This window comes from Streptomyces sp. NPDC005820 (assembly GCF_040630255.1).
In the GTDB taxonomy this organism is placed as follows: domain Bacteria; phylum Actinomycetota; class Actinomycetes; order Streptomycetales; family Streptomycetaceae; genus Streptomyces.
On the sequence record NZ_JBEXXE010000018.1, the window covers coordinates 175,468 to 192,285 of the forward strand.

The following is a 16,818-nucleotide window of genomic DNA, read 5'->3' on the forward strand; positions in this document are numbered from 1 at the left end:
GGCGCCGGGCGGAGGTCGGGCGGAGGCGCCGGGCGGAGGTCGGGCGGAGGCGCCGGGCGGAGGTCGGGCGGAGGCGCCGGGCGGAGGTCGGGCGGAGGCGCCGGGCGGAGGTCGGGCGGGAGGTCGACCACGGCGGCCGCCCCGGCGATGGGCACCCGGCCCAGGGCCTTGGCGAGCAGTCCGCCGACGGTCTCCACGTCCTCGTCGTCGTACTCCTCCAGGCCGTACAGCTCGCCGAGGTCGGTGATGTCGAGGCGGGCGTCGGGCGGAGGCGTCGGGCCGGGGAAAGTTTTGGGTTCAACTCGGCCTGAAATCGACCTTGCCGTCCCCCCGTCCCTCCCGCGTCAATGGAGCCGTAACTTCCGACGGACCGTCAGATTCACCCCCCACCGGGCCCGGTGACCGCACCCACCGTCCCGCTCCGACGCCCGTCTCCCCACATCCGGGAAGGAGCCGGAACCCCATGAACAAGCGAATCGGATCAGGTGCGGCAGTACTGGCCGGGGCCCTCGCGGTCACCGGGCTGGTGTTCGCGCCCACGGCCTCCGCCGCGGTCACCCCGACCTCGGCCACCATCACCGCGAGCTGCGGCATCTTCGGTGGCGGCACCGCCACGCTCACCGCCACCCAGAGCACCACAGACCCCACCGCAGCCACCATGACCCTCACGTCCAGCGCGATCACCACACCGCTCGCGCTGAACCAGAACAGCATCGCGTCCACGCTCACGATGGTGAACAACACCGGTCCCAACCGGGTCTTCAGCGGCTCGGTGAACCCGGCCATGTCCGCCGGCTCGTCCATCACGGTGGGTCCCCTCCCCGGGACCGTGGCCGTGGGGGACAGCCTGACCTTCAACGGCGGCAGCCTGAAGATGGTCATCCTCGGAATCACCATCACCTGTACGACGGCGACGGGCACGTCCCAGTCGCCGGGGCCGTTCGTGTTCAGCTGATAGCGATCGGAAACATCACTGGTGGGCCGTCAGTTTCCGTACGGGACAAGGAAGCTGACGGTCCATCAGTTGATAGGTCCGTCTCCATTGACTTCTGGCGCGATCCGCACCTCAATGCCCCCTACGGCGCAGAAGAGCCGCTGCGCCCGCACCCTGGAGGAGGGGGCAGACATGGGTTCACCCCGAAGTGCCCGCAGTTCCCGAAGACGGCGCTGGGCTTCGCTGCTCGGCGCGACCGCGCTCGCGGTCACCGCGGGCGGCGCGCTCGCGTGCCCGGCCGGCGCCGCGACCGACGTGGAATTCGCCACGCACTGCATCCCGCCGGCGATCGCCGGCATCCCGCCGATCGACGGCACCACCACCGCGAGGATCACGGTGGACAACACCAGCCCCAAGGTCGGCGACACCGTCACCGTGACCTACACGGTGGTCAAGGCCGCCGCGAGCAACCCCACCGTGATCGACCTGCCGGCCGACATCATGACGCCGACCGGAGTGGTCGCCCTCGGTGGCGCGCAGACCGGCAACGTCACCGTCGCGGGGCCCAAGAAGAACGACCCGGTGCCCGGCAACGGCGCCTTCCCGTCGTTCTCGATGACCGGCACGTTCACGGTCACCTCACCCGGCGCGATCACCCTCTCGCCCGGCGACTACAACATCCACACCAGCTACATCCTCGAACTGGACACCGTCTGCACGGTGACCAACCCGCCCGCCCCGGTGTCGGAGACGATCACCGCGGCCGACAACCCACCCGCCAACACCCGTAACCTCGCCCTCGGTTCGGCCTCCGGCGGCCCGGGTGACCCCGTCACCTTCACCGGCGGCGGATTCACCGCGGGCGCGACGGTCACCGTCGCCGGGCGCTCCGGATCCGACGAGACCGCGGACAGGACCACCGTCACCGCGGACTCCTCGGGCAACATCTCCGGCTCGCTCGTCGTGAGCGACCTCACCACCACCGGGATCGTGGCCTACGAGGGCAGCGCCTGGAGCTCCGACCTGGGCACCTCGACCGCCGCGTACGTCGTCATCGACGACACGCCGATCCCCGAGGGCAGCCAGCGGCTGACGACGACCATCAAGGCGGGTGACCTGTCCATGGAGCAGTCCGGGGACAGCGTCGCGATGTCCCCGGTCGACTTCGGCTCCGGCGACCCCTCGACCGCCGACCTCAACCCGGTGACCGTCAAGGACTACCGCGGCGGCCCCGCGGGCTGGTCCCTGACCGGCAAGGTCACCGACTTCAGCGGACCCGGCGCCAAGATCGACGCCGGCAAGCTGAGCTGGACGCCCACCTGCACCACCAAGGCGGACAGCCCGAGCACCTGCCAGGCCGGCTCGGCCGGTGTCGTGGGCAGCGCGGGGGCGACCCTCGCCTCCACCCCGGACGGCACGCTCACCGGTGGTGAGTTCACCGCGAAGGCCGGACTCTCCCTCGACGTACCGGCGTTCACACCGCCGGGCTCGTACGCCGGTGTCCTGACGCTCACGCTCACCTGAACCATCCGCCCTCGCGGTGGCCGGGCGGCCGCCCCACAGGCCCGCACCCGCCCGTCCACCCCGTCCATCTCGTCCATCTCGTCCCTCCGTCCCTGCGTCCGTGGGGGTCCGCACCCATGCGCAAGCCGTACGTCCTCCTCCTGGCCGTCCTCCTGGCTCTGTTCTGCGCGGCTCCCGCCCGAGCCGCCGACAACGGGAGCTGGTCCGTCTACCCCGTCTCCTCGGCCGTCGCCGCACGGCCGTACTTCTATGTCTCCGCCGATCCCGGGCAGAGCGTCGAGGACAAGGTCGTCGTCGCCAACAAGACGGCCGAGCCGCTGACCTTCCGGCTGTACGCCGCCGACGCCTACAACACCGCCCGCGACGGCGGTTTCGCCGTGAAGTCGCTCGGGGAGCGGATGCGGGGCGTGGGCGCGTGGGCCGCACTGTCGAAGGACCGGGTCACCGTGCCTGCGCACAAGACCGTCACCGTCCCGTTCACCGTGAAGGTGCCCGAGGACGCCGAGCCCGGGGACCACCCCGGCGCGATCGTCGCCCTCGACGAACGGATCGACCAGGGCGACGGCTCGGTCGCCCTGGGCGTCCAGCGGGCGGTCGGCGCCCGCGTCTACCTCACGGTCGGCGGCCCCACCCTGCCCGCGCTGGCCGTGGAGAACGTCCACATCAGCCACCACCAGCCCCTGATCCCGGGCCTCGGCGACAGCACGGCGACGATCTCCTACACCCTGCACAACACCGGCAACGTCACCCTGAAGCCCAAGGTCGCCCTCGAGGCCGAGGGTCTCTTCGGCCGCACCCTCCTCACCCGCGACCTGAAGAAGATCCCCTCCCAGCTCCTCCCGGGCCAACGCGTCCAGCTGACGGAACGCTGGACGGGCGCCCCTCAGCTCGACTGGACCGACGTGAAACTCACGGCGACCGCCACCGGCACGAAGGAATCGGCGACGCAGTCGTTCGTGGCGGTGCCGTGGCTGGTGGCCGGGGTGATGGCGGCAGGGCTGGCCATCGCCGGTTGGCTCTTGCTCAGACGGCGACGCCAACGCCGGTCAGGGGCGCGGGGAACTGCGCGACCAGCCCCCACCCACCCGCAGACGAAAACGCACACGACAACCGGTGCTTAAAGGGCGTCGGGCCCCCGCTCGCCCGTCCGCACCCGCACCACCGTCTCCACCGGCACCGCCCACACCTTCCCGTCCCCGATCTTCCCGGTGTGCGCCGCCCGCACGACCGCATCGATCACGGCCTCGGACTCCGCGTCCTCGACGACGACCTCGATCCGGACCTTCGGCACGAGGTCGACCTGGTACTCGGCCCCCCGGTACACCTCGGTGTGGCCGCGCTGCCGGCCATACCCGCTGGCCTCGGTCACGGTCAGCCCGTGGACGCCGAGCTCCTGCAGGGCCGTCTTGACCTCGTCGAGGCGGTACGGCTTGACGATCGCGGTGATGAGCTTCATCGGGGTTCCTCAAAATGGACTTCTGTGGAGAAGGGCAAGGACGGTCGTATCGCCGCAAGGGCGATTTGGCGCCCACCGTCCCATGGCAGCCCTTGGCTTACAAGGAAACTGATAGAGTGTGAGACATGGTGCAGCAGGTGAAGCGGGCCTTCAAGTACCGCTTCTACCCCACGGACGAGCAGGCGGCTGAGCTGTCGCGCACGTTCGGCTGTGTCCGCCTCGTGTACAACAAGGCGCTTCAGGAGCGCACGCAGGCTTGGTACGGCGAGCAGCGCCGGATCTCCTACGTGCAGTCGTCCGCCGCGCTGACGGACTGGAAGAAGTCCGAAGAGCTCTCCTTCCTGGCAGAGGTGTCCTCCGTCCCGCTCCAGCAGGCGCTGCGCCACCTTCAGACGGCGTTCGGGAACTTCTTCGCCAAGCGGGCCAAGTACCCGCGCTTCAAGTCGCGGAAGAAGTCCCGCGCGTCGGCTGAGTACACCCGCAGCGCCTTCACGTGGCGTGACGGGCGTCTCACGCTGGCGAAGATGGCGGAGCCTCTGGACATCCGATGGTCGCGTCCCCTGCCCGAGGGTGCCCGGCCGACCACGGCGACGGTCTCGCGGGATGCCTCGGGCCGCTGGTTCGTCTCGCTGCTCGTCGAGGACACCGTGACCGCCGCCCCCGCCATCGGCGCGGCGGTCGGGCTGGACGCCGGGATCACGTCGCTGGTGACCCTGTCCACTGGGGAGAAGGTCGTCAACCCCCGGCACGAACGCGGTGACCGCGTCCGCCTGGCGAAGGCTCAGCGGGAGCTGTCCCGCAAGGCCAACGGCTCGAAGAACCGGCAAAAGGCCCGCGTGAAGGTCGCTCGCGTGCATGCGCGGATCGCCGACCGGCGCCGGGACTTCCTTCACAAGCTGACCACTCGACTCGTCCGTGAGAACCAAACGGTCGTGATCGAGGACCTCTCCGTCCGCAACCTGCTCAAGAACGGCAGGCTCGCGCGCGCCATCTCGGACGCCTCGTGGACGGAACTCCGGTCGATGCTGGAGTACAAGTGCGCCTGGTACGGGCGTGAACTCGTCGTGATCGACCGCTGGTTCCCCAGCTCGAAGCTGTGCGGGGCCTGCGGTACGGTCCGCGAGAAACTGCCGCTGAACGCTCGTGAGTGGACGTGCGAGTGCGGCGCCGTGCACGACCGCGACACGAACGCGGCACGCAACACTCTGGCCGCCGGGCTGGCGGCAGCAGCCTGTGGAGACGGTGTAAGACCTCAACGGGAGTCCTCCCGGACGGGGCGACCGTTGGTGAAGCAGGAAGCCCGGTGGGCGACCGCCGGAATCCCCCACCGCTAGGCGGGGGAGGAAGTCAATCCTGGGGCTTGACCTTCTGGGCGGAGGGGAGGACGGAGTGGCCGACCGGGGCACCGTGGCCCAGGACGCCGTGATCGTATGCGGTCTCGGCGTGCACCGTAAGGTCCAGGCCGGTGTGCTCCTGGTCCTCGTCCGCGCGGAAGCCCATCGTGCGGTCGAGGACCTTGCCGATGCCGTACGTGACACCGAAGGCGTAGGCCGCCACGACGACCACCGCGACCAGCTGCCTGCCGAGCTGGGTGAGCCCGCCGCCGTAGAGGAGGCCTTCCGCGCCGCCGGTCATGGTGTCGACGGCGAAGACGCCGATGAGGAGGGTGCCGATGACCCCGCCGACCAGGTGGACGCCGACGACGTCGAGCGAGTCGTCGTAGTTGAGCTTGAACTTCCAGCTCACGGCGTAGGAGCAGACCGCACCGGCGGCGAGACCGACGACGAGCGCGCCGAGCAGGGAGACCGAGCCGCAGGACGGGGTGATCGCGACCAGACCGGCCACCGCGCCGGAGGCCGCGCCGAGGGTGGTCGGGTGGCCGTCGCGCCTCTGCTCGACGAAGAGCCAGCCCAGCAGGCCGGTGCAGCCGGCGGCGAGGGTGTTGAGGAAGACCGCGGCGGCGAGCCCGTTGGCGCCGAGGGCGGAGCCCGCGTTGAAGCCGAACCAGCCGAACCAGAGCAGACCGGCGCCGAGCACGACCATGGGGAGGTTGTGCGGACGCATCGCGTCCTTCTTGAAGCCGAGGCGGGGGCCGAGGACCAGACAGAGGGCCAGTCCGGAGGCGCCGGAGGTGATCTCGACGGGGAGACCGCCCGCGAAGTCGAGCGCGCCGAGCCTGCCGACGATCCAGCCTCCGGGGCCCCAGACCCAGTGGGTGACGGGAACGTATACGAGCAGCGCCCAGACGGGGACGAAGACCAGCCAGGCCGCGAACTTCGCGCGGTCCGCGATCGCGCCGCTGATCAGGGCCGCCGTGATGATCGCGAAGGTGAGCTGGAAGGTGGCGAAGAGGAGCGTGGGGACGGTGCCCTGGACGCTGTCCGGGCCGAGGCCCGCCATGCCGGCGTGCTCCAGGCCGCCGATGAGTCCGCCGCCGAGGTCGTCGCCGAAGGCGAGGGAGTAGCCGGCGGCCAGCCACACGATCGTGACCAGCGCGATCGACACGAAACTCATCATCAGCATGTTGAGCACGCTCTTCGTACGGACCATGCCGCCGTAGAAGAGGGCCAGACCCGGGGTCATCAGCAGGACGAGCGCGGTGGCGGCGAGCAGCCAGGCGGTGTCGCCGGTGTCGACATGTGCGGCGGCGAGGGGCGTCACGGGGTCTCCAACTGTGGGTGGGCTCGTCAGAGGGTCACCGGTTCCGGTTTCCGGTCGCGCACAGGTGTGTTTCCGTGACGTTTCGTTGCGGGCGGGTTTCCGGAAGCTCACCGTGGGCGGCGGGGCCGCTCGTGTGTACGGCGGGGCTTCATGGATCAGGGAGAATGGGGGCCATGAGCGTTCGTAACCAGTCATCCGAGCAGCCGGCCGGGACCCTGCACCGCGCCGGCTTCGCCTGCTTCGTGGGCCGCCCCAACGCGGGCAAGTCCACCCTCACGAACGCTCTGGTCGGGAAGAAGGTGGCGATCACCTCGAACCGGCCGCAGACCACCCGGCACACGGTGCGGGGCATCGTGCACCGCCCCGACGCCCAGCTGATCCTGGTGGACACGCCGGGCCTGCACAAACCGCGCACGCTCCTCGGCGAGCGCCTCAACGACGTGGTCCGCACCACGTGGGCCGAGGTCGACGTGATCGGCTTCTGCCTCCCGGCGAACGAGAAGCTGGGCCCCGGCGACCGCTTCATCGCCAAGGAACTGGCCGGGATCAAGAAGACCCCGAAGGTCGCGGTCGTCACCAAGACCGACCTCGTGGACCCCAAGGTGCTCGCCGAGCAGCTCATCGCGATCGACCAGCTCGGCAAGGAGCTGGGCTTCGAGTGGGCGGAGATCATCCCGGTCTCCGCGGTCGCCGGCCGTCAGGTGGACCTCCTCGCCGACCTGCTGGTCCCCATGCTCCCGGAGGGCCCGGCGCTCTACCCCGAGGGCGATCTGACCGACGAGCCCGAGCAGGTGATGGTCGCCGAGCTGATCCGCGAGGCCGCGCTGGAGGGCGTCCGCGACGAGCTGCCGCACTCCATCGCCGTCGTCGTCGAGGAGATGCTCCCGCGCGAGGACCGCCCCGCCGACCGGCCGCTCCTCGACATCCACGCGAACATCTACATCGAGCGCACCAGCCAGAAGGGCATCATCATCGGTCCGCAGGGCCGCCGCCTGAAGGACGTGGGCATCAAGTCCCGCCACCAGATCGAGGCCCTCCTCGGCACCCCCGTCTTCCTCGACCTCCATGTCAAGGTCGCGAAGGACTGGCAGCGCGACCCCAAGCAGCTCCGGAAGCTGGGCTTCTAGACCCGGGTCCGAGGCGGCTCACCCGGCGCGGGGTCCCGGCGCCGGTGCGGTGAGCTGCCCGGTCGCCGTCAGGGCCAGGCGGGAGAACAGCTGGCCGGAGAAGCCGAAGAGCAGGGCGATCGCCAGCGCGATCGGGCGGGCGGGGGCGGTCCAGGAGTTCTCCAGGAACACCTGACCGAGGAGGTTCAGGTCGGGGTCGGCGAGCATCCGGACCAGCAGCAGCCCGCCGACCGCCGCCAGCGCCCCGCCGACCGGCGCGAGCACCAGCACGCCCCAGGACGACGGCGGACGCTGCGAGCGCATCACCCCGACCACCGGGGACAGGAACCCGCCCAGCGCGCCCAGCAGCATCGTCTCCCGGTGATCGAGCACCCTCCCGACCAGCAGGATCGCGCCCAGCCCCGTCAGGGCCAGCCACAGGGCGATGCGCTGCTGGTCGTAGTCCCGCTCGGCCGCACCGTCCTCGGCCTCATGGACCCGCTGCGCGGCGGCCAGCACCAGAGCCCGCCCCTCGGCCGCGCCGACATCGGCGACGGCGAGCTTCGCGGCCAGCTCCTCGTCGGCCGGCTCACCCGACGCGCCGAGCTGCATCACCAGCAGCTCCCGCTGCGCGAGCATCTCCTCGGCCCCCTCCACCCCGAGCAGCCGCCGCTCCGCCCCGTGCAGCACCCGCCACGCGGCGGCGAGCTTCGACAGCGGGATCGCGATCACCCCGTACCGCGCACTCAGCCGCCACACCACCGTGCCCCCCTGCTCCAGCTCCTCCAACCGCCCCGCCACGGCCCCGACCACCGCCTTCTCCGCCGACCCGTCCCCCCACACCCCACCCAGAAACGCCGCCCGTGCCCGGCAGTCCCGCAGCCGCGCCTGGAGCAGCCGGTAGCGGGGGGCGGCTATCAGCCCCCGGCTGGTGATGTAGACGATCAACAGGTAACAGACGCAGACCAGTTCCAGTCCCCAGCCGCCGACTCGCATCAGCATTCCCCCTGTTGCGCCGCGCTGCCGGAGTCATCCTGCCCCGTCGCGCACAGGGACAAGCGGGACCTCAGTCGCTCCCCGCGCCCACCCCGCCGGGGGTGAAGTCCTGGAGGCCCACGACCCGCAGCAGCCGCAGGCGTTCGTAGGTGTCCGTGCCCGGGCGGGCCGTGTGGATGACCAGGAGCTGATGGTGCTCGTGGCTGAGCAGGACCTCGCAGTCCAGGTCCAGCAGGCCGACCAGCGGGTGCAGGAAGCGTTTCGTCGCCTTGTGGCGCAGGGACACCTCGTGGGCGTCCCAGAGGCGGGCGAACTCCTCGCTGCCCGCGCGGAGTTCGGCGACCAGCGCGGCCGGTTCCGGGTCGTCGGGGCGGGCGGCGGTCACCGCGCGCAGATTGGCCACCTGGGCGCGGGCGTGGTCCGCCCGGTCCTCCTCCGGGAACAGGGTGCGCGCGGCCGGGTCCAGGAAGTACCTGCGGACGAGGTTGCGCTCGCGCCGGGGCCGGGACATCACATCGAGGGTCAGCGCCCTGGCCATCGCGTTCTGGGCCAGCACCTCACCGCAGTCGGTCACCACCTGCGCCGAGGTGTCGTCCAGCCGGTCCAGGATCAGCATCAGGCCGGGCGACACATGCGTCGACGCCGTCTCGCGGCGCGGCGGCTCCTCACCGGCCAGGTGGAACAGATGGTCGCGCTCGTCGGCGGTCAGCCGCAGCGCGCGGGCGAGCGCCGCCAGCATCTGGCGGGACGGGCGCGGGCCGCGGCACTGTTCCAGGCGCGTGAAGTAGTCCACGGACATGCCCGCCAACTGGGCCACCTCCTCGCGGCGCAGTCCGGGTGTGCGGCGCCGGGCGCCCGGGGCCAGGCCCACGTCCGAGGGGGCGAGACGGGCCCGGCCGCGGCGCAGGAAGTCGGCGAGTTCGGCTCGGTTCACCCCTCCAGGCTGCGGCATCCGGCCGGTCTTATCCAGGGACTGCCGATCCCCTGATCGACGGGTCTCTCCCGCCCGCTCCGGCTCCGCCCGAGGGTGGAGGCACCAGAGGGTACAGACCTGAGGAGACGATCATGTTGACACTCGTGACGGGGACCACCGGACAGGTCGGGCGGCGCTTCGTACCGAGGCTGCTGGCGCAGCGGGAGCCCGGCGAGCAGGTGCGGGTGCTGGTCCGGGACGCGGCGCGCGGGGAGCGGTTCGCCGAGCTGGGCGCCGAGGTGGTGACCGGGGATCTGCGGGACGAGGAGACGCTCGGCAAGGCCGTCGCCGGCGCGGACGCGGTGGTGAACGTCGCCGCCTCCTTCCGGGGAGTGCCGGACGAGGAGGCGTGGGCCGTCAACCGGGACGCCGCCGTGGCGCTCGGACGGGCCGCGCAGAGCGCCGGGGTACGGCGGTTCGTGCAGGTCAGCACGGGGATGGTGTACGGCGTCGGGCGGGGTCGGCCGCTCACCGAGGACGACGAGATCCGGCCCGGCGGCATGATGTGGGGCGCCTACAACGAGTCCAAGGCGGCCGCCGAGCGGGAGCTGCTGGCGCTGGAGGGGCTTCAGGTGCGGATCGGCCGGCTGCCCTTCGTCTACGGCGACGGCGACCCCCACCTCGCCCAGGCCCTGCAGTGGGCCGCGACCTGGGCGTCGGCGCAGCGGCTGCAGATGGCCCACCACGCCGACGTCGCGCAGGGGCTGCTGCGCCTGCTGTACGCGCCCGCGGTGGGCGGACCGGTCTACAACATCGCCGACGACGCCCCCGTCACGACGGTCGAGCTGTACCGGCTCAACGGAGTCGAGGTGCCGGCCGGCCTCGAGACCCGGACCGACACCGACCCCTGGTTCGGGATCATGTCCAACCGGCGGATCCGCCGGGACCTCGGCTTCCGCCCGGTCTACCCGTCGGCGTGGACCGCCCGGGACGCCGGAGCGCTGTAGGCCCGCCGAGTCATTCCACCCCCCTGATCCGTCCCACCAGCACCGCCCCCGCCAGCCCCACCACGGCCGCCACCAGGTACAGCACCCGGTATCCGCCCAGGTAGGTGACGATCGGGGCGGCGAGGACGGGGGCCGCGACCTGGGGCAGGGCGTTGGCGACGTTGATGACGCCGAGGTCCTTGCCCCGGTCCAGGGCCTTCGGCAGGACGTCCGTCATCAGGGCGAAGTCGACGGAGGCGAACACGCCGTAGCCGATGCCCTGCACCGCCGCCGCGACGATCGCCCCCGGCCAGGTCTGCCAGACCGCGAGCCCCGCCGTCGCCACCGCCATCAGCACACCCGACCAGACCACGAACGGCTTGCGCCGGCCCACCCGGTCCGACCAGACGCCTCCGACGACGACCGTGGCGAGCAGCGTCAGCCCGTTCACCGCCGACAGGATCAGCACGCCCTCGTCGGGGTCGGCGTAGTGCAGGCGGTCGCGCAGGTAGTACAGCAGGTACAGCAGCACCAGCGCGTTGCTCAGGTTCATCAGGAACCGGGTGAGCCAGGCCCAGCCCAGGTCGGGATACGTCCTCGGGCTCAGCCAGAAGCCCTTCAGGAAGCCCCGCCAGGACCAGGCCGGGCGGTCCGTCACCGGCAGCCGCAGATCCTCGTAGCGCAGGACGTACGGCAGCACGCCCAGCGCGGTGAACACCGCGCACGCCACATAGCCCGCGCCCACACCCCCGGCCGCCGTGGCGAGCGCGGTGCCGCCGACCACGCCGAGGACCTGTGCGACGCCCAGCCAGCCGCCCACGGCACCCCGCTGGGAGCGCGGGACCCGGTCCGGCACCGCCGCCGTGACCGCCGCGAAGGCCGCGTTCAGGGTGAGCTGCACCAGGCACCAGCCCAGCGCCATCGTCCACACCCCGTCCGCCACCGCGAGCAGCAGCAGGGACAGGGCGCCGCCCGCCGCGCCCGTCACGATCCACGGGGTGCGGCGGCCGAACCGGGACGTCGTACGGTCCGACAGGGCGCCGAAGAGCGGGTTCGCCCACAGCGACACCAGTGCGCCCACGCCGGTCACCCAGGCCAGCATGGTCTCCTTCGACATGCCGGAGCCGGGCGCGAAGTCTCCCGCCTGGGAGGCCAGCAGGATCTGCAGCGGGCCGTACCAGCCCACCCAGATCGCCCCGTTGGCGAGGGACAGGGCCGAGGTCCAGCCCGCGCCCACGCGCTCGACGGGCTCGGCCAGCGCGGCCCCGGGGACGGCCTGGGTGCCCGGCACCCGGTCCTCCGTGGTCATCCCTGCGCCCGCAGGACGTCCCTGAACCAGCGGTACGACGCCTTCGGGGTGCGGGTCTGGGTCGCGTAGTCGACGTGGACCAGCCCGAAGCGGCGCGCGTAGCCCTCCGCCCACTCGAAGTTGTCCAGCAGCGACCACACGAAGTAGCCGCGCACGTCCACGCCCGCCTCCAGGGCCCGGTGCAGGGCGCGGATGTGGCCGTCCAGGTAGGCGATGCGCCCCTGGTCGTCGACGCCCTCGTACGAGCAGCCGTTCTCGGTGATGACCACCGGCGGGAGGCGGTCGCCGTAGCGGTCCTTGAAGGTGGTGAGCAGTTCGGTGAGGCCCTCGGGGACGACCGGCCAGCCGAAGTCCGTCACCGGGACGTCCTCGATCTCCCGTACGGAGAAGGGGAGTTCGGCCGGCATGGTGATTCCGCCGAACTCGATCTCGGTGCCCTGCGGGGCGCCCACCCTGGTCGGGGCGTAGTAGTTGACGCCGTACCAGTCGAGCGGCTCGCCGATGATCTTCAGATCGGCGGCGACGTCGCCCGGCATCAGCTCGCCGAGCCCCTCCGGGTACTCGCCCAGCAGCAGCGGCTCCGCGAACAGCCGGTTCAGCAGGACGTCGTAGAAGGCGGCGGCCTCCAGGTCGGCCGGTTCCCGGGACGCGGGCCAGGTCGGGCCGTGGGAGTTGGCGACGCCGATGTCCGTGGCGCCGGCCGCGCGCAGGGCCCGTACGGCGAGACCGTGGGCGAGGAGCTGGTGATGGGCGACCGGCAGCGCGTCGAAGAGCAGCTGCTTGCCCGGGGCGTGGGTGCCGAGGGCGTGGCCCAGCAGGGTGTGCTCGGCGGGTTCGTTGAGGGTGATCCACTTCTGCACGCGGTCGCCGAGGCGGTCCACGACCGTCGACACGTACTCCGCGAAGAGCGAGGCGGTGTCCCGCTCCAGCCAGTCGAGCTGCGCCGGCAGGTCCCAGTGGAAGAGGGTCGGGACGGGGCGGACGCCCGCCGCCAGCAGCTCGTCCACCAGCCGGTCGTAGAAGTCCAGGCCGCCGGGGGAGTTCACCCGGGGCCAGGAGATCGAGAACCGGTACGCGCCCACCCCGAGGTCCTTCAGAAGGGCCACGTCCTCGGTGTGGCGGTGGTAGTGGTCGCAGGCCACCGCCGCCGTGGAGCCGTCCTTCACCCGTCCCGGCTCGGCGGAGAAGGTGTCCCACACGGACGGTTCACGCTTGTCCGCGGCGCCCTCGATCTGATGGGCGGAGGTGGAGACGCCCCACAGGAAGCCGGCCGGGAACTGGGGGATCGGGTGCGCCGCGTCGCGCGGATCGTTCGCCATGGGCGGATCATCCTTACCCACCGGTAAGGAAGTCAACGCCCCGGCGGGAACTGCTGGTTACGCCCCTTCCTTGAGCACGCGCGAGATCAGCTCGCGCTGCTCCGGGGTGAGCCGGGGATCGGCCGCGTGCACCGTCTTCCCGTCCACCGTGATCTCGTAGCTGAATCCGTCGGGCACGCCCAGGGACGGCGCGCTCCGGCCTGCGGCGACCGCCCGCTCGGCCAGAGCGTGCCATTCGCCGGCATCGGGCCGCCCCGAGGTGTCCACCTCGGCGTGCCGCTCGATGCCCGCGAACCCTCCCGTGCGCCTCACCTGAATACGCATGGGTCCCTGTCTATCCCTCGGTCAGAGAATCCGCACCCCCACCTGCTCCCACGCCTTCTGCACGGCCTGGAGCTCGTCGCCGCCGTCCCCGAACCGGGCCCGCGCCGCCTTCACGGTCAGCTTGGCGAAGTCGGTGAACAGCGCCTTCTGGGTGAGCTTGCCGCCGGTGAGCACGTCGTACCAGATCTGGCCGGCCTTGTCCCAGGCGTTCCCGCCGAGGGCCGTCGCGACCAGGTAGAACGCGTGGTTGGGGATGCCCGAGTTGATGTGCACGCCGCCGTTGTCGCGGCCGGTGCGGACGTAGTCGTCCATGGTCGCGGGCTGCGGGTCCTTGCCGAGGACGTCGTCGTCGTACGCCGTGCCCGGGGCCTTCATCGAGCGCAGGGCCGAACCGGTGACGCCGGGGGCGAGGATGCCCGCGCCGATCAGCCAGTCGGCCTCGGAGGCGGTCTGGCCGAGCGTGTACTGCTTGATGAGCGAGCCGAAGACGTCGGACATCGACTCGTTCAGGGCGCCCGGCTGGCCGTAGTAGGTCAGGTTCGCCGTGTACTGCGTGACGCCGTGGGTGAGTTCGTGCCCGATCACGTCGACGGAGTTGGTGAAGTCGACGAAGATCTGGCCGTCGCCGTCGCCGAACACCATCTGCTCGCCGTTCCAGAAGGCGTTGTTGTAGCCCTCGTCGTAGTGGACGCTGGCGTCCAGCGGCAGACCGTCGCCGTCGATCGAGTGGCGGGCGTAGGCCTTGAGGTAGAGGTCGAAGGTGGCGCCGAGCCCGGAGTAGGCGCGGTTGACCGTGGCGTCCTGGCCGGGGTCCTGGCCCTCGGAGCGGACCTTGCTGCCGGGCAGGTCGGTGCCGTGCCCGCAGTCGTAGATCGAGCGCAGCGGCTGGTCGGCCGGCGCCTTCGCGATCGCCGTCGGGCCGGCCCACAGGCCGTACTCGGTGCCCACCCGGCGGCGGTTGCGCAGCTCGCCGTCGCGCAGCAGGGTGCGCTGGGCGGGCCCGGAGAGTGCGGGGTCGTCGTTGCTCGCCAGCTTGTCGAGGACATGCGGCGGTACGACGGTGCAGAAGACGGGCTCGAAGCCCCCGTTCGTCGTCATGAGTCGCACCATTGCACTGTGTTATCCCGCTGTCACCACAGGCAACCATGATCGGTGAAAAACGGTGACAAACATGGCTGATCTGCGGCGGGGAGTGGTATAGCGCACGTTTCGCCCCTTTGGTTCCCGTGGTCCCGCATACTGATACGGACCCACGCGACGGGAGCGGCTCGGCTAGGCTGCGGAGCACTATGCGTTTCGGGCTGCTTCTCCTTAGCTGCCGCGGCGAGGGCCTGTAAGACAGGTCGACTCCCTCCCCGCGGAGCTTTGCGTTGCGTCGTCGGCCGTCCTTCCGGACCCCTGAGGAGCCCCGCGAACATGGCGAACCGCCAGCAGCCCAGCCAGATGCCGATCCACAAGTACGGACAGTACGAGCAGGTCGACATCCCCGACCGCACCTGGCCGAACCAGCGGATCACCGTAGCCCCCCGCTGGCTCTCCACCGACCTGCGGGACGGCAACCAGGCCCTGATCGACCCGATGTCGCCCGAGCGCAAGCGCCGGATGTTCGACCAGCTGGTCAAGATGGGCTACAAGGAGATCGAGGTCGGTTTCCCCGCCTCCGGCCAGACCGACTTCGACTTCGTGCGCTCGATCATCGAGGAAGAGGGCGCGATCCCGGACGACGTCACGATCTCCGTGCTGACCCAGGCCCGTGAGGACCTGATCGAGCGGACCGTGGAGTCCCTGAAGGGCGCCAAGCGGGCCACCGTCCACCTGTACAACGCGACCGCGCCGGTCTTCCGCCGGGTGGTCTTCCGCGGCTCCAAGGACGACATCAAGCAGATCGCCGTCGACGGCACCCGCCTGGTGATGGAGTACGCCGAGAAGCTGCTGGGCCCGGAGACCGAGTTCGGCTACCAGTACAGCCCGGAGATCTTCACCGACACCGAGCTGGACTTCGCGCTGGAGGTCTGCGAGGCGGTGATGGACGTCTACCAGCCCGGCCCGGGCCGCGAGATCATCCTCAACCTGCCCGCCACGGTCGAGCGCTCCACCCCCTCCACCCACGCGGACCGCTTCGAGTGGATGAGCCGCAACATCTCCCGCCGCGAGCACGTCGTCATCTCCGTCCACCCGCACAACGACCGCGGTACGGCCGTCGCCGCCGCCGAACTGGCCCTGATGGCCGGCGCCGACCGCGTCGAGGGCTGTCTGTTCGGCCAGGGCGAGCGCACCGGCAACGTCGACCTGGTGACCCTGGGGATGAACCTCTTCTCCCAGGGCGTCGACCCGCAGATCGACTTCTCCGACATCGACGAGATCCGTCGTACGTGGGAGTACTGCAACCAGATGGAGGTCCACCCGCGCCACCCGTACGTGGGCGACCTGGTCTACACGTCCTTCTCCGGCTCCCACCAGGACGCCATCAAGAAGGGCTTCGACGCCATGGAGGCCGACGCGGCCGCGAAGGGCGTCACCGTCGACGACATCGAGTGGGCCGTCCCGTACCTGCCGATCGACCCCAAGGACGTCGGCCGCTCCTACGAGGCCGTCATCCGCGTCAACTCGCAGTCCGGCAAGGGCGGTATCGCGTACGTCCTGAAGAACGACCACAAGCTGGACCTGCCCCGCCGGATGCAGATCGAGTTCTCGAAGCTCATCCAGGCGAAGACGGACGCCGAGGGCGGCGAGGTCACCGGCTCCGACATCTGGGCGGTCTTCCAGGACGAGTACCTGCCGAACCCGGAGAACCCCTGGGGCCGCGTCCAGGTCAAGAACGGCCAGTCGACGACCGACACCGACGGTGTGGACACGCTGCGGGTCGAGGCGACGGTCGACGGCGAGGACACGGTCCTCACCGGCACCGGCAACGGTCCGATCTCGGCCTTCTTCGACGCCCTGCAGAAGGTGGGGGTGGACGCCCGCCTGCTGGACTACCAGGAGCACACGATGAGCGAGGGCGCCTCCGCGCAGGCCGCCTCCTACATCGAATGCGCGATCGACGACAAGGTCCTGTGGGGCATCGGCATCGACGCGAACACGACGCGTGCCTCACTGAAGGCAGTCGTCTCGGCCGTCAACCGCGCGACCCGCTAGGACCTGGCGTCAGAGGTGACGTCGTCCGCCCGAAGGGCGGGCCGTGCGGCGTCTGGCGCGTGCAGCTGCAAGGCGGAGGAGGGCGTCGACGCGATGGGGGTCCCCCCGCTCGAGCGCAGCCGAGAGTGGGGGAGTCGGCAACCGACGACAAC

General features: G+C 71.0%; 15 protein-coding genes and 1 pseudogene. 7 read left to right on the forward strand and 9 right to left on the reverse strand.

All coding sequences use genetic code 11. The features are described 5' to 3' along the window. Positions 1-116: 116 nt before the first annotated feature. A pseudogene (locus ABZ464_RS23200) lies at positions 117-260 on the reverse strand (transporter associated domain-containing protein); the annotation flags it as partial. A gap of 203 nt (positions 261-463) precedes the next feature. On the opposite strand from ABZ464_RS23200, the gene ABZ464_RS23205 reads away from it, so the two are divergent. The 3 genes from ABZ464_RS23205 (at position 464) to ABZ464_RS23215 (ending at position 3,579) form a co-directional block, all read left to right on the forward strand. After that, positions 464-955 (forward strand): hypothetical protein, encoded by a 492-nt coding sequence (locus ABZ464_RS23205; RefSeq protein WP_359279530.1) that lies wholly within the window; start codon positions 464-466, stop codon positions 953-955. Between the two features lie 171 nt (positions 956-1,126). Then, complete coding sequence (locus ABZ464_RS23210) at positions 1,127-2,458, forward strand: beta-xylosidase (protein ID WP_359279531.1); 1,332 nt, start codon at positions 1,127-1,129, stop codon at positions 2,456-2,458. A gap of 116 nt (positions 2,459-2,574) precedes the next feature. Next, positions 2,575-3,579 carry a DUF916 domain-containing protein gene (locus tag ABZ464_RS23215; protein WP_359279532.1) on the forward strand — a complete coding sequence of 335 codons (1,005 nt, stop codon included), beginning with the start codon at positions 2,575-2,577 and terminating at the stop codon, positions 3,577-3,579. Here the strand turns inward: ABZ464_RS23215 and ABZ464_RS23220 are convergent. Then, entirely contained in the window at positions 3,576-3,914 is a 339-nt protein-coding gene (locus tag ABZ464_RS23220; protein ID WP_067244397.1) for a P-II family nitrogen regulator, read from the reverse strand. The genes ABZ464_RS23215 and ABZ464_RS23220 overlap by 4 nt on opposite strands. 125 nt (positions 3,915-4,039) lie before the next feature. Between ABZ464_RS23220 and ABZ464_RS23225 the strand changes: the two genes are divergently transcribed. Beyond that, positions 4,040-5,248, forward strand: a complete 1,209-nt coding sequence (locus tag ABZ464_RS23225) for an RNA-guided endonuclease TnpB family protein (protein ID WP_359279533.1) — start codon at positions 4,040-4,042, stop codon at positions 5,246-5,248. 13 nt (positions 5,249-5,261) lie between these two features. Here the strand turns inward: ABZ464_RS23225 and ABZ464_RS23230 are convergent, their stop codons facing one another. After that, entirely contained in the window at positions 5,262-6,575 is a 1,314-nt protein-coding gene (locus ABZ464_RS23230; protein ID WP_359279534.1) for an ammonium transporter, read from the reverse strand. A gap of 173 nt (positions 6,576-6,748) precedes the next feature. Between ABZ464_RS23230 and era the strand changes: the two genes are divergently transcribed. Further along, a complete protein-coding gene (gene era / locus ABZ464_RS23235; RefSeq protein WP_359279535.1) occupies positions 6,749-7,702 on the forward strand; it encodes a GTPase Era in 954 nt (317 codons plus the stop codon). Positions 7,703-7,720: 18 nt separating this feature from the next. Here era and ABZ464_RS23240 read toward each other — a convergent pair whose 3' ends face one another. Both ABZ464_RS23240 and ABZ464_RS23245 read right to left on the reverse strand, forming a co-directional pair. After that, the gene (locus ABZ464_RS23240) at positions 7,721-8,683 is read right to left on the reverse strand and encodes a hypothetical protein (protein ID WP_359279536.1); all 963 of its coding nucleotides are present in this window, start codon (positions 8,681-8,683) and stop codon (positions 7,721-7,723) included. Positions 8,684-8,747: 64 nt separating this feature from the next. Beyond that, a complete protein-coding gene (locus ABZ464_RS23245; protein WP_359279537.1) occupies positions 8,748-9,611 on the reverse strand; it encodes a helix-turn-helix transcriptional regulator in 864 nt (287 codons plus the stop codon). Positions 9,612-9,742: 131 nt separating this feature from the next. Here ABZ464_RS23245 and ABZ464_RS23250 point away from each other — a divergent pair, with 131 nt between their 5' ends. Then, complete coding sequence (locus ABZ464_RS23250; protein WP_359279538.1) at positions 9,743-10,597, forward strand: NAD(P)-dependent oxidoreductase; 855 nt, start codon at positions 9,743-9,745, stop codon at positions 10,595-10,597. Between the two features lie 10 nt (positions 10,598-10,607). Here the strand turns inward: ABZ464_RS23250 and ABZ464_RS23255 are convergent, their stop codons facing one another. The 4 genes from ABZ464_RS23255 to ABZ464_RS23270 are packed head-to-tail and all read right to left on the reverse strand — an operon-like array spanning position 10,608 to position 14,626. Beyond that, positions 10,608-11,885: an MFS transporter gene (locus tag ABZ464_RS23255; protein WP_359279539.1), complete on the reverse strand. Its 1,278-nt coding sequence runs from the start codon at positions 11,883-11,885 to the stop codon at positions 10,608-10,610. After that, positions 11,882-13,204 (reverse strand): GH1 family beta-glucosidase, encoded by a 1,323-nt coding sequence (locus ABZ464_RS23260; protein WP_359279540.1) that lies wholly within the window; start codon positions 13,202-13,204, stop codon positions 11,882-11,884. Before ABZ464_RS23260 ends, ABZ464_RS23255 begins: the two co-directional genes overlap by 4 nt. Before the next feature lie 57 nt (positions 13,205-13,261). Continuing rightward, positions 13,262-13,528 (reverse strand): protealysin inhibitor emfourin, encoded by a 267-nt coding sequence (locus ABZ464_RS23265; protein ID WP_359279541.1) that lies wholly within the window; start codon positions 13,526-13,528, stop codon positions 13,262-13,264. A gap of 21 nt (positions 13,529-13,549) precedes the next feature. Beyond that, positions 13,550-14,626, reverse strand: a complete 1,077-nt coding sequence (locus ABZ464_RS23270; protein WP_359279542.1) for a M4 family metallopeptidase — start codon at positions 14,624-14,626, stop codon at positions 13,550-13,552. 318 nt (positions 14,627-14,944) lie between these two features. Here ABZ464_RS23270 and leuA point away from each other — a divergent pair, with 318 nt between their 5' ends. Beyond that, on the forward strand, positions 14,945-16,666 hold the full coding sequence (gene leuA / locus ABZ464_RS23275) for a 2-isopropylmalate synthase (RefSeq protein WP_359279543.1): 1,722 nt from the start codon (positions 14,945-14,947) through the stop codon (positions 16,664-16,666). Positions 16,667-16,818 lie beyond the last annotated feature (152 nt).

Coding starts and splice junctions, on each gene's coding strand:
- ABZ464_RS23205 (WP_359279530.1), top strand. CDS start 464: ATGAACAAGCGAATCGGATCAGGTGCGGCAGTACTGGCCGGGGCCCTC.
- ABZ464_RS23210 (WP_359279531.1), top strand. CDS start 1,127: ATGGGTTCACCCCGAAGTGCCCGCAGTTCCCGAAGACGGCGCTGGGCT.
- ABZ464_RS23215 (WP_359279532.1), top strand. CDS start 2,575: ATGCGCAAGCCGTACGTCCTCCTCCTGGCCGTCCTCCTGGCTCTGTTC.
- ABZ464_RS23220 (WP_067244397.1), bottom strand. CDS start 3,914: ATGAAGCTCATCACCGCGATCGTCAAGCCGTACCGCCTCGACGAGGTC.
- ABZ464_RS23225 (WP_359279533.1), top strand. CDS start 4,040: ATGGTGCAGCAGGTGAAGCGGGCCTTCAAGTACCGCTTCTACCCCACG.
- era (WP_359279535.1), top strand. CDS start 6,749: ATGAGCGTTCGTAACCAGTCATCCGAGCAGCCGGCCGGGACCCTGCAC.
- ABZ464_RS23240 (WP_359279536.1), bottom strand. CDS start 8,683: ATGCTGATGCGAGTCGGCGGCTGGGGACTGGAACTGGTCTGCGTCTGT.
- ABZ464_RS23250 (WP_359279538.1), top strand. CDS start 9,743: ATGTTGACACTCGTGACGGGGACCACCGGACAGGTCGGGCGGCGCTTC.
- ABZ464_RS23255 (WP_359279539.1), bottom strand. CDS start 11,885: ATGACCACGGAGGACCGGGTGCCGGGCACCCAGGCCGTCCCCGGGGCC.
- ABZ464_RS23260 (WP_359279540.1), bottom strand. CDS start 13,204: ATGGCGAACGATCCGCGCGACGCGGCGCACCCGATCCCCCAGTTCCCG.
- ABZ464_RS23265 (WP_359279541.1), bottom strand. CDS start 13,528: ATGCGTATTCAGGTGAGGCGCACGGGAGGGTTCGCGGGCATCGAGCGG.
- ABZ464_RS23270 (WP_359279542.1), bottom strand. CDS start 14,626: ATGACGACGAACGGGGGCTTCGAGCCCGTCTTCTGCACCGTCGTACCG.
- leuA (WP_359279543.1), top strand. CDS start 14,945: ATGGCGAACCGCCAGCAGCCCAGCCAGATGCCGATCCACAAGTACGGA.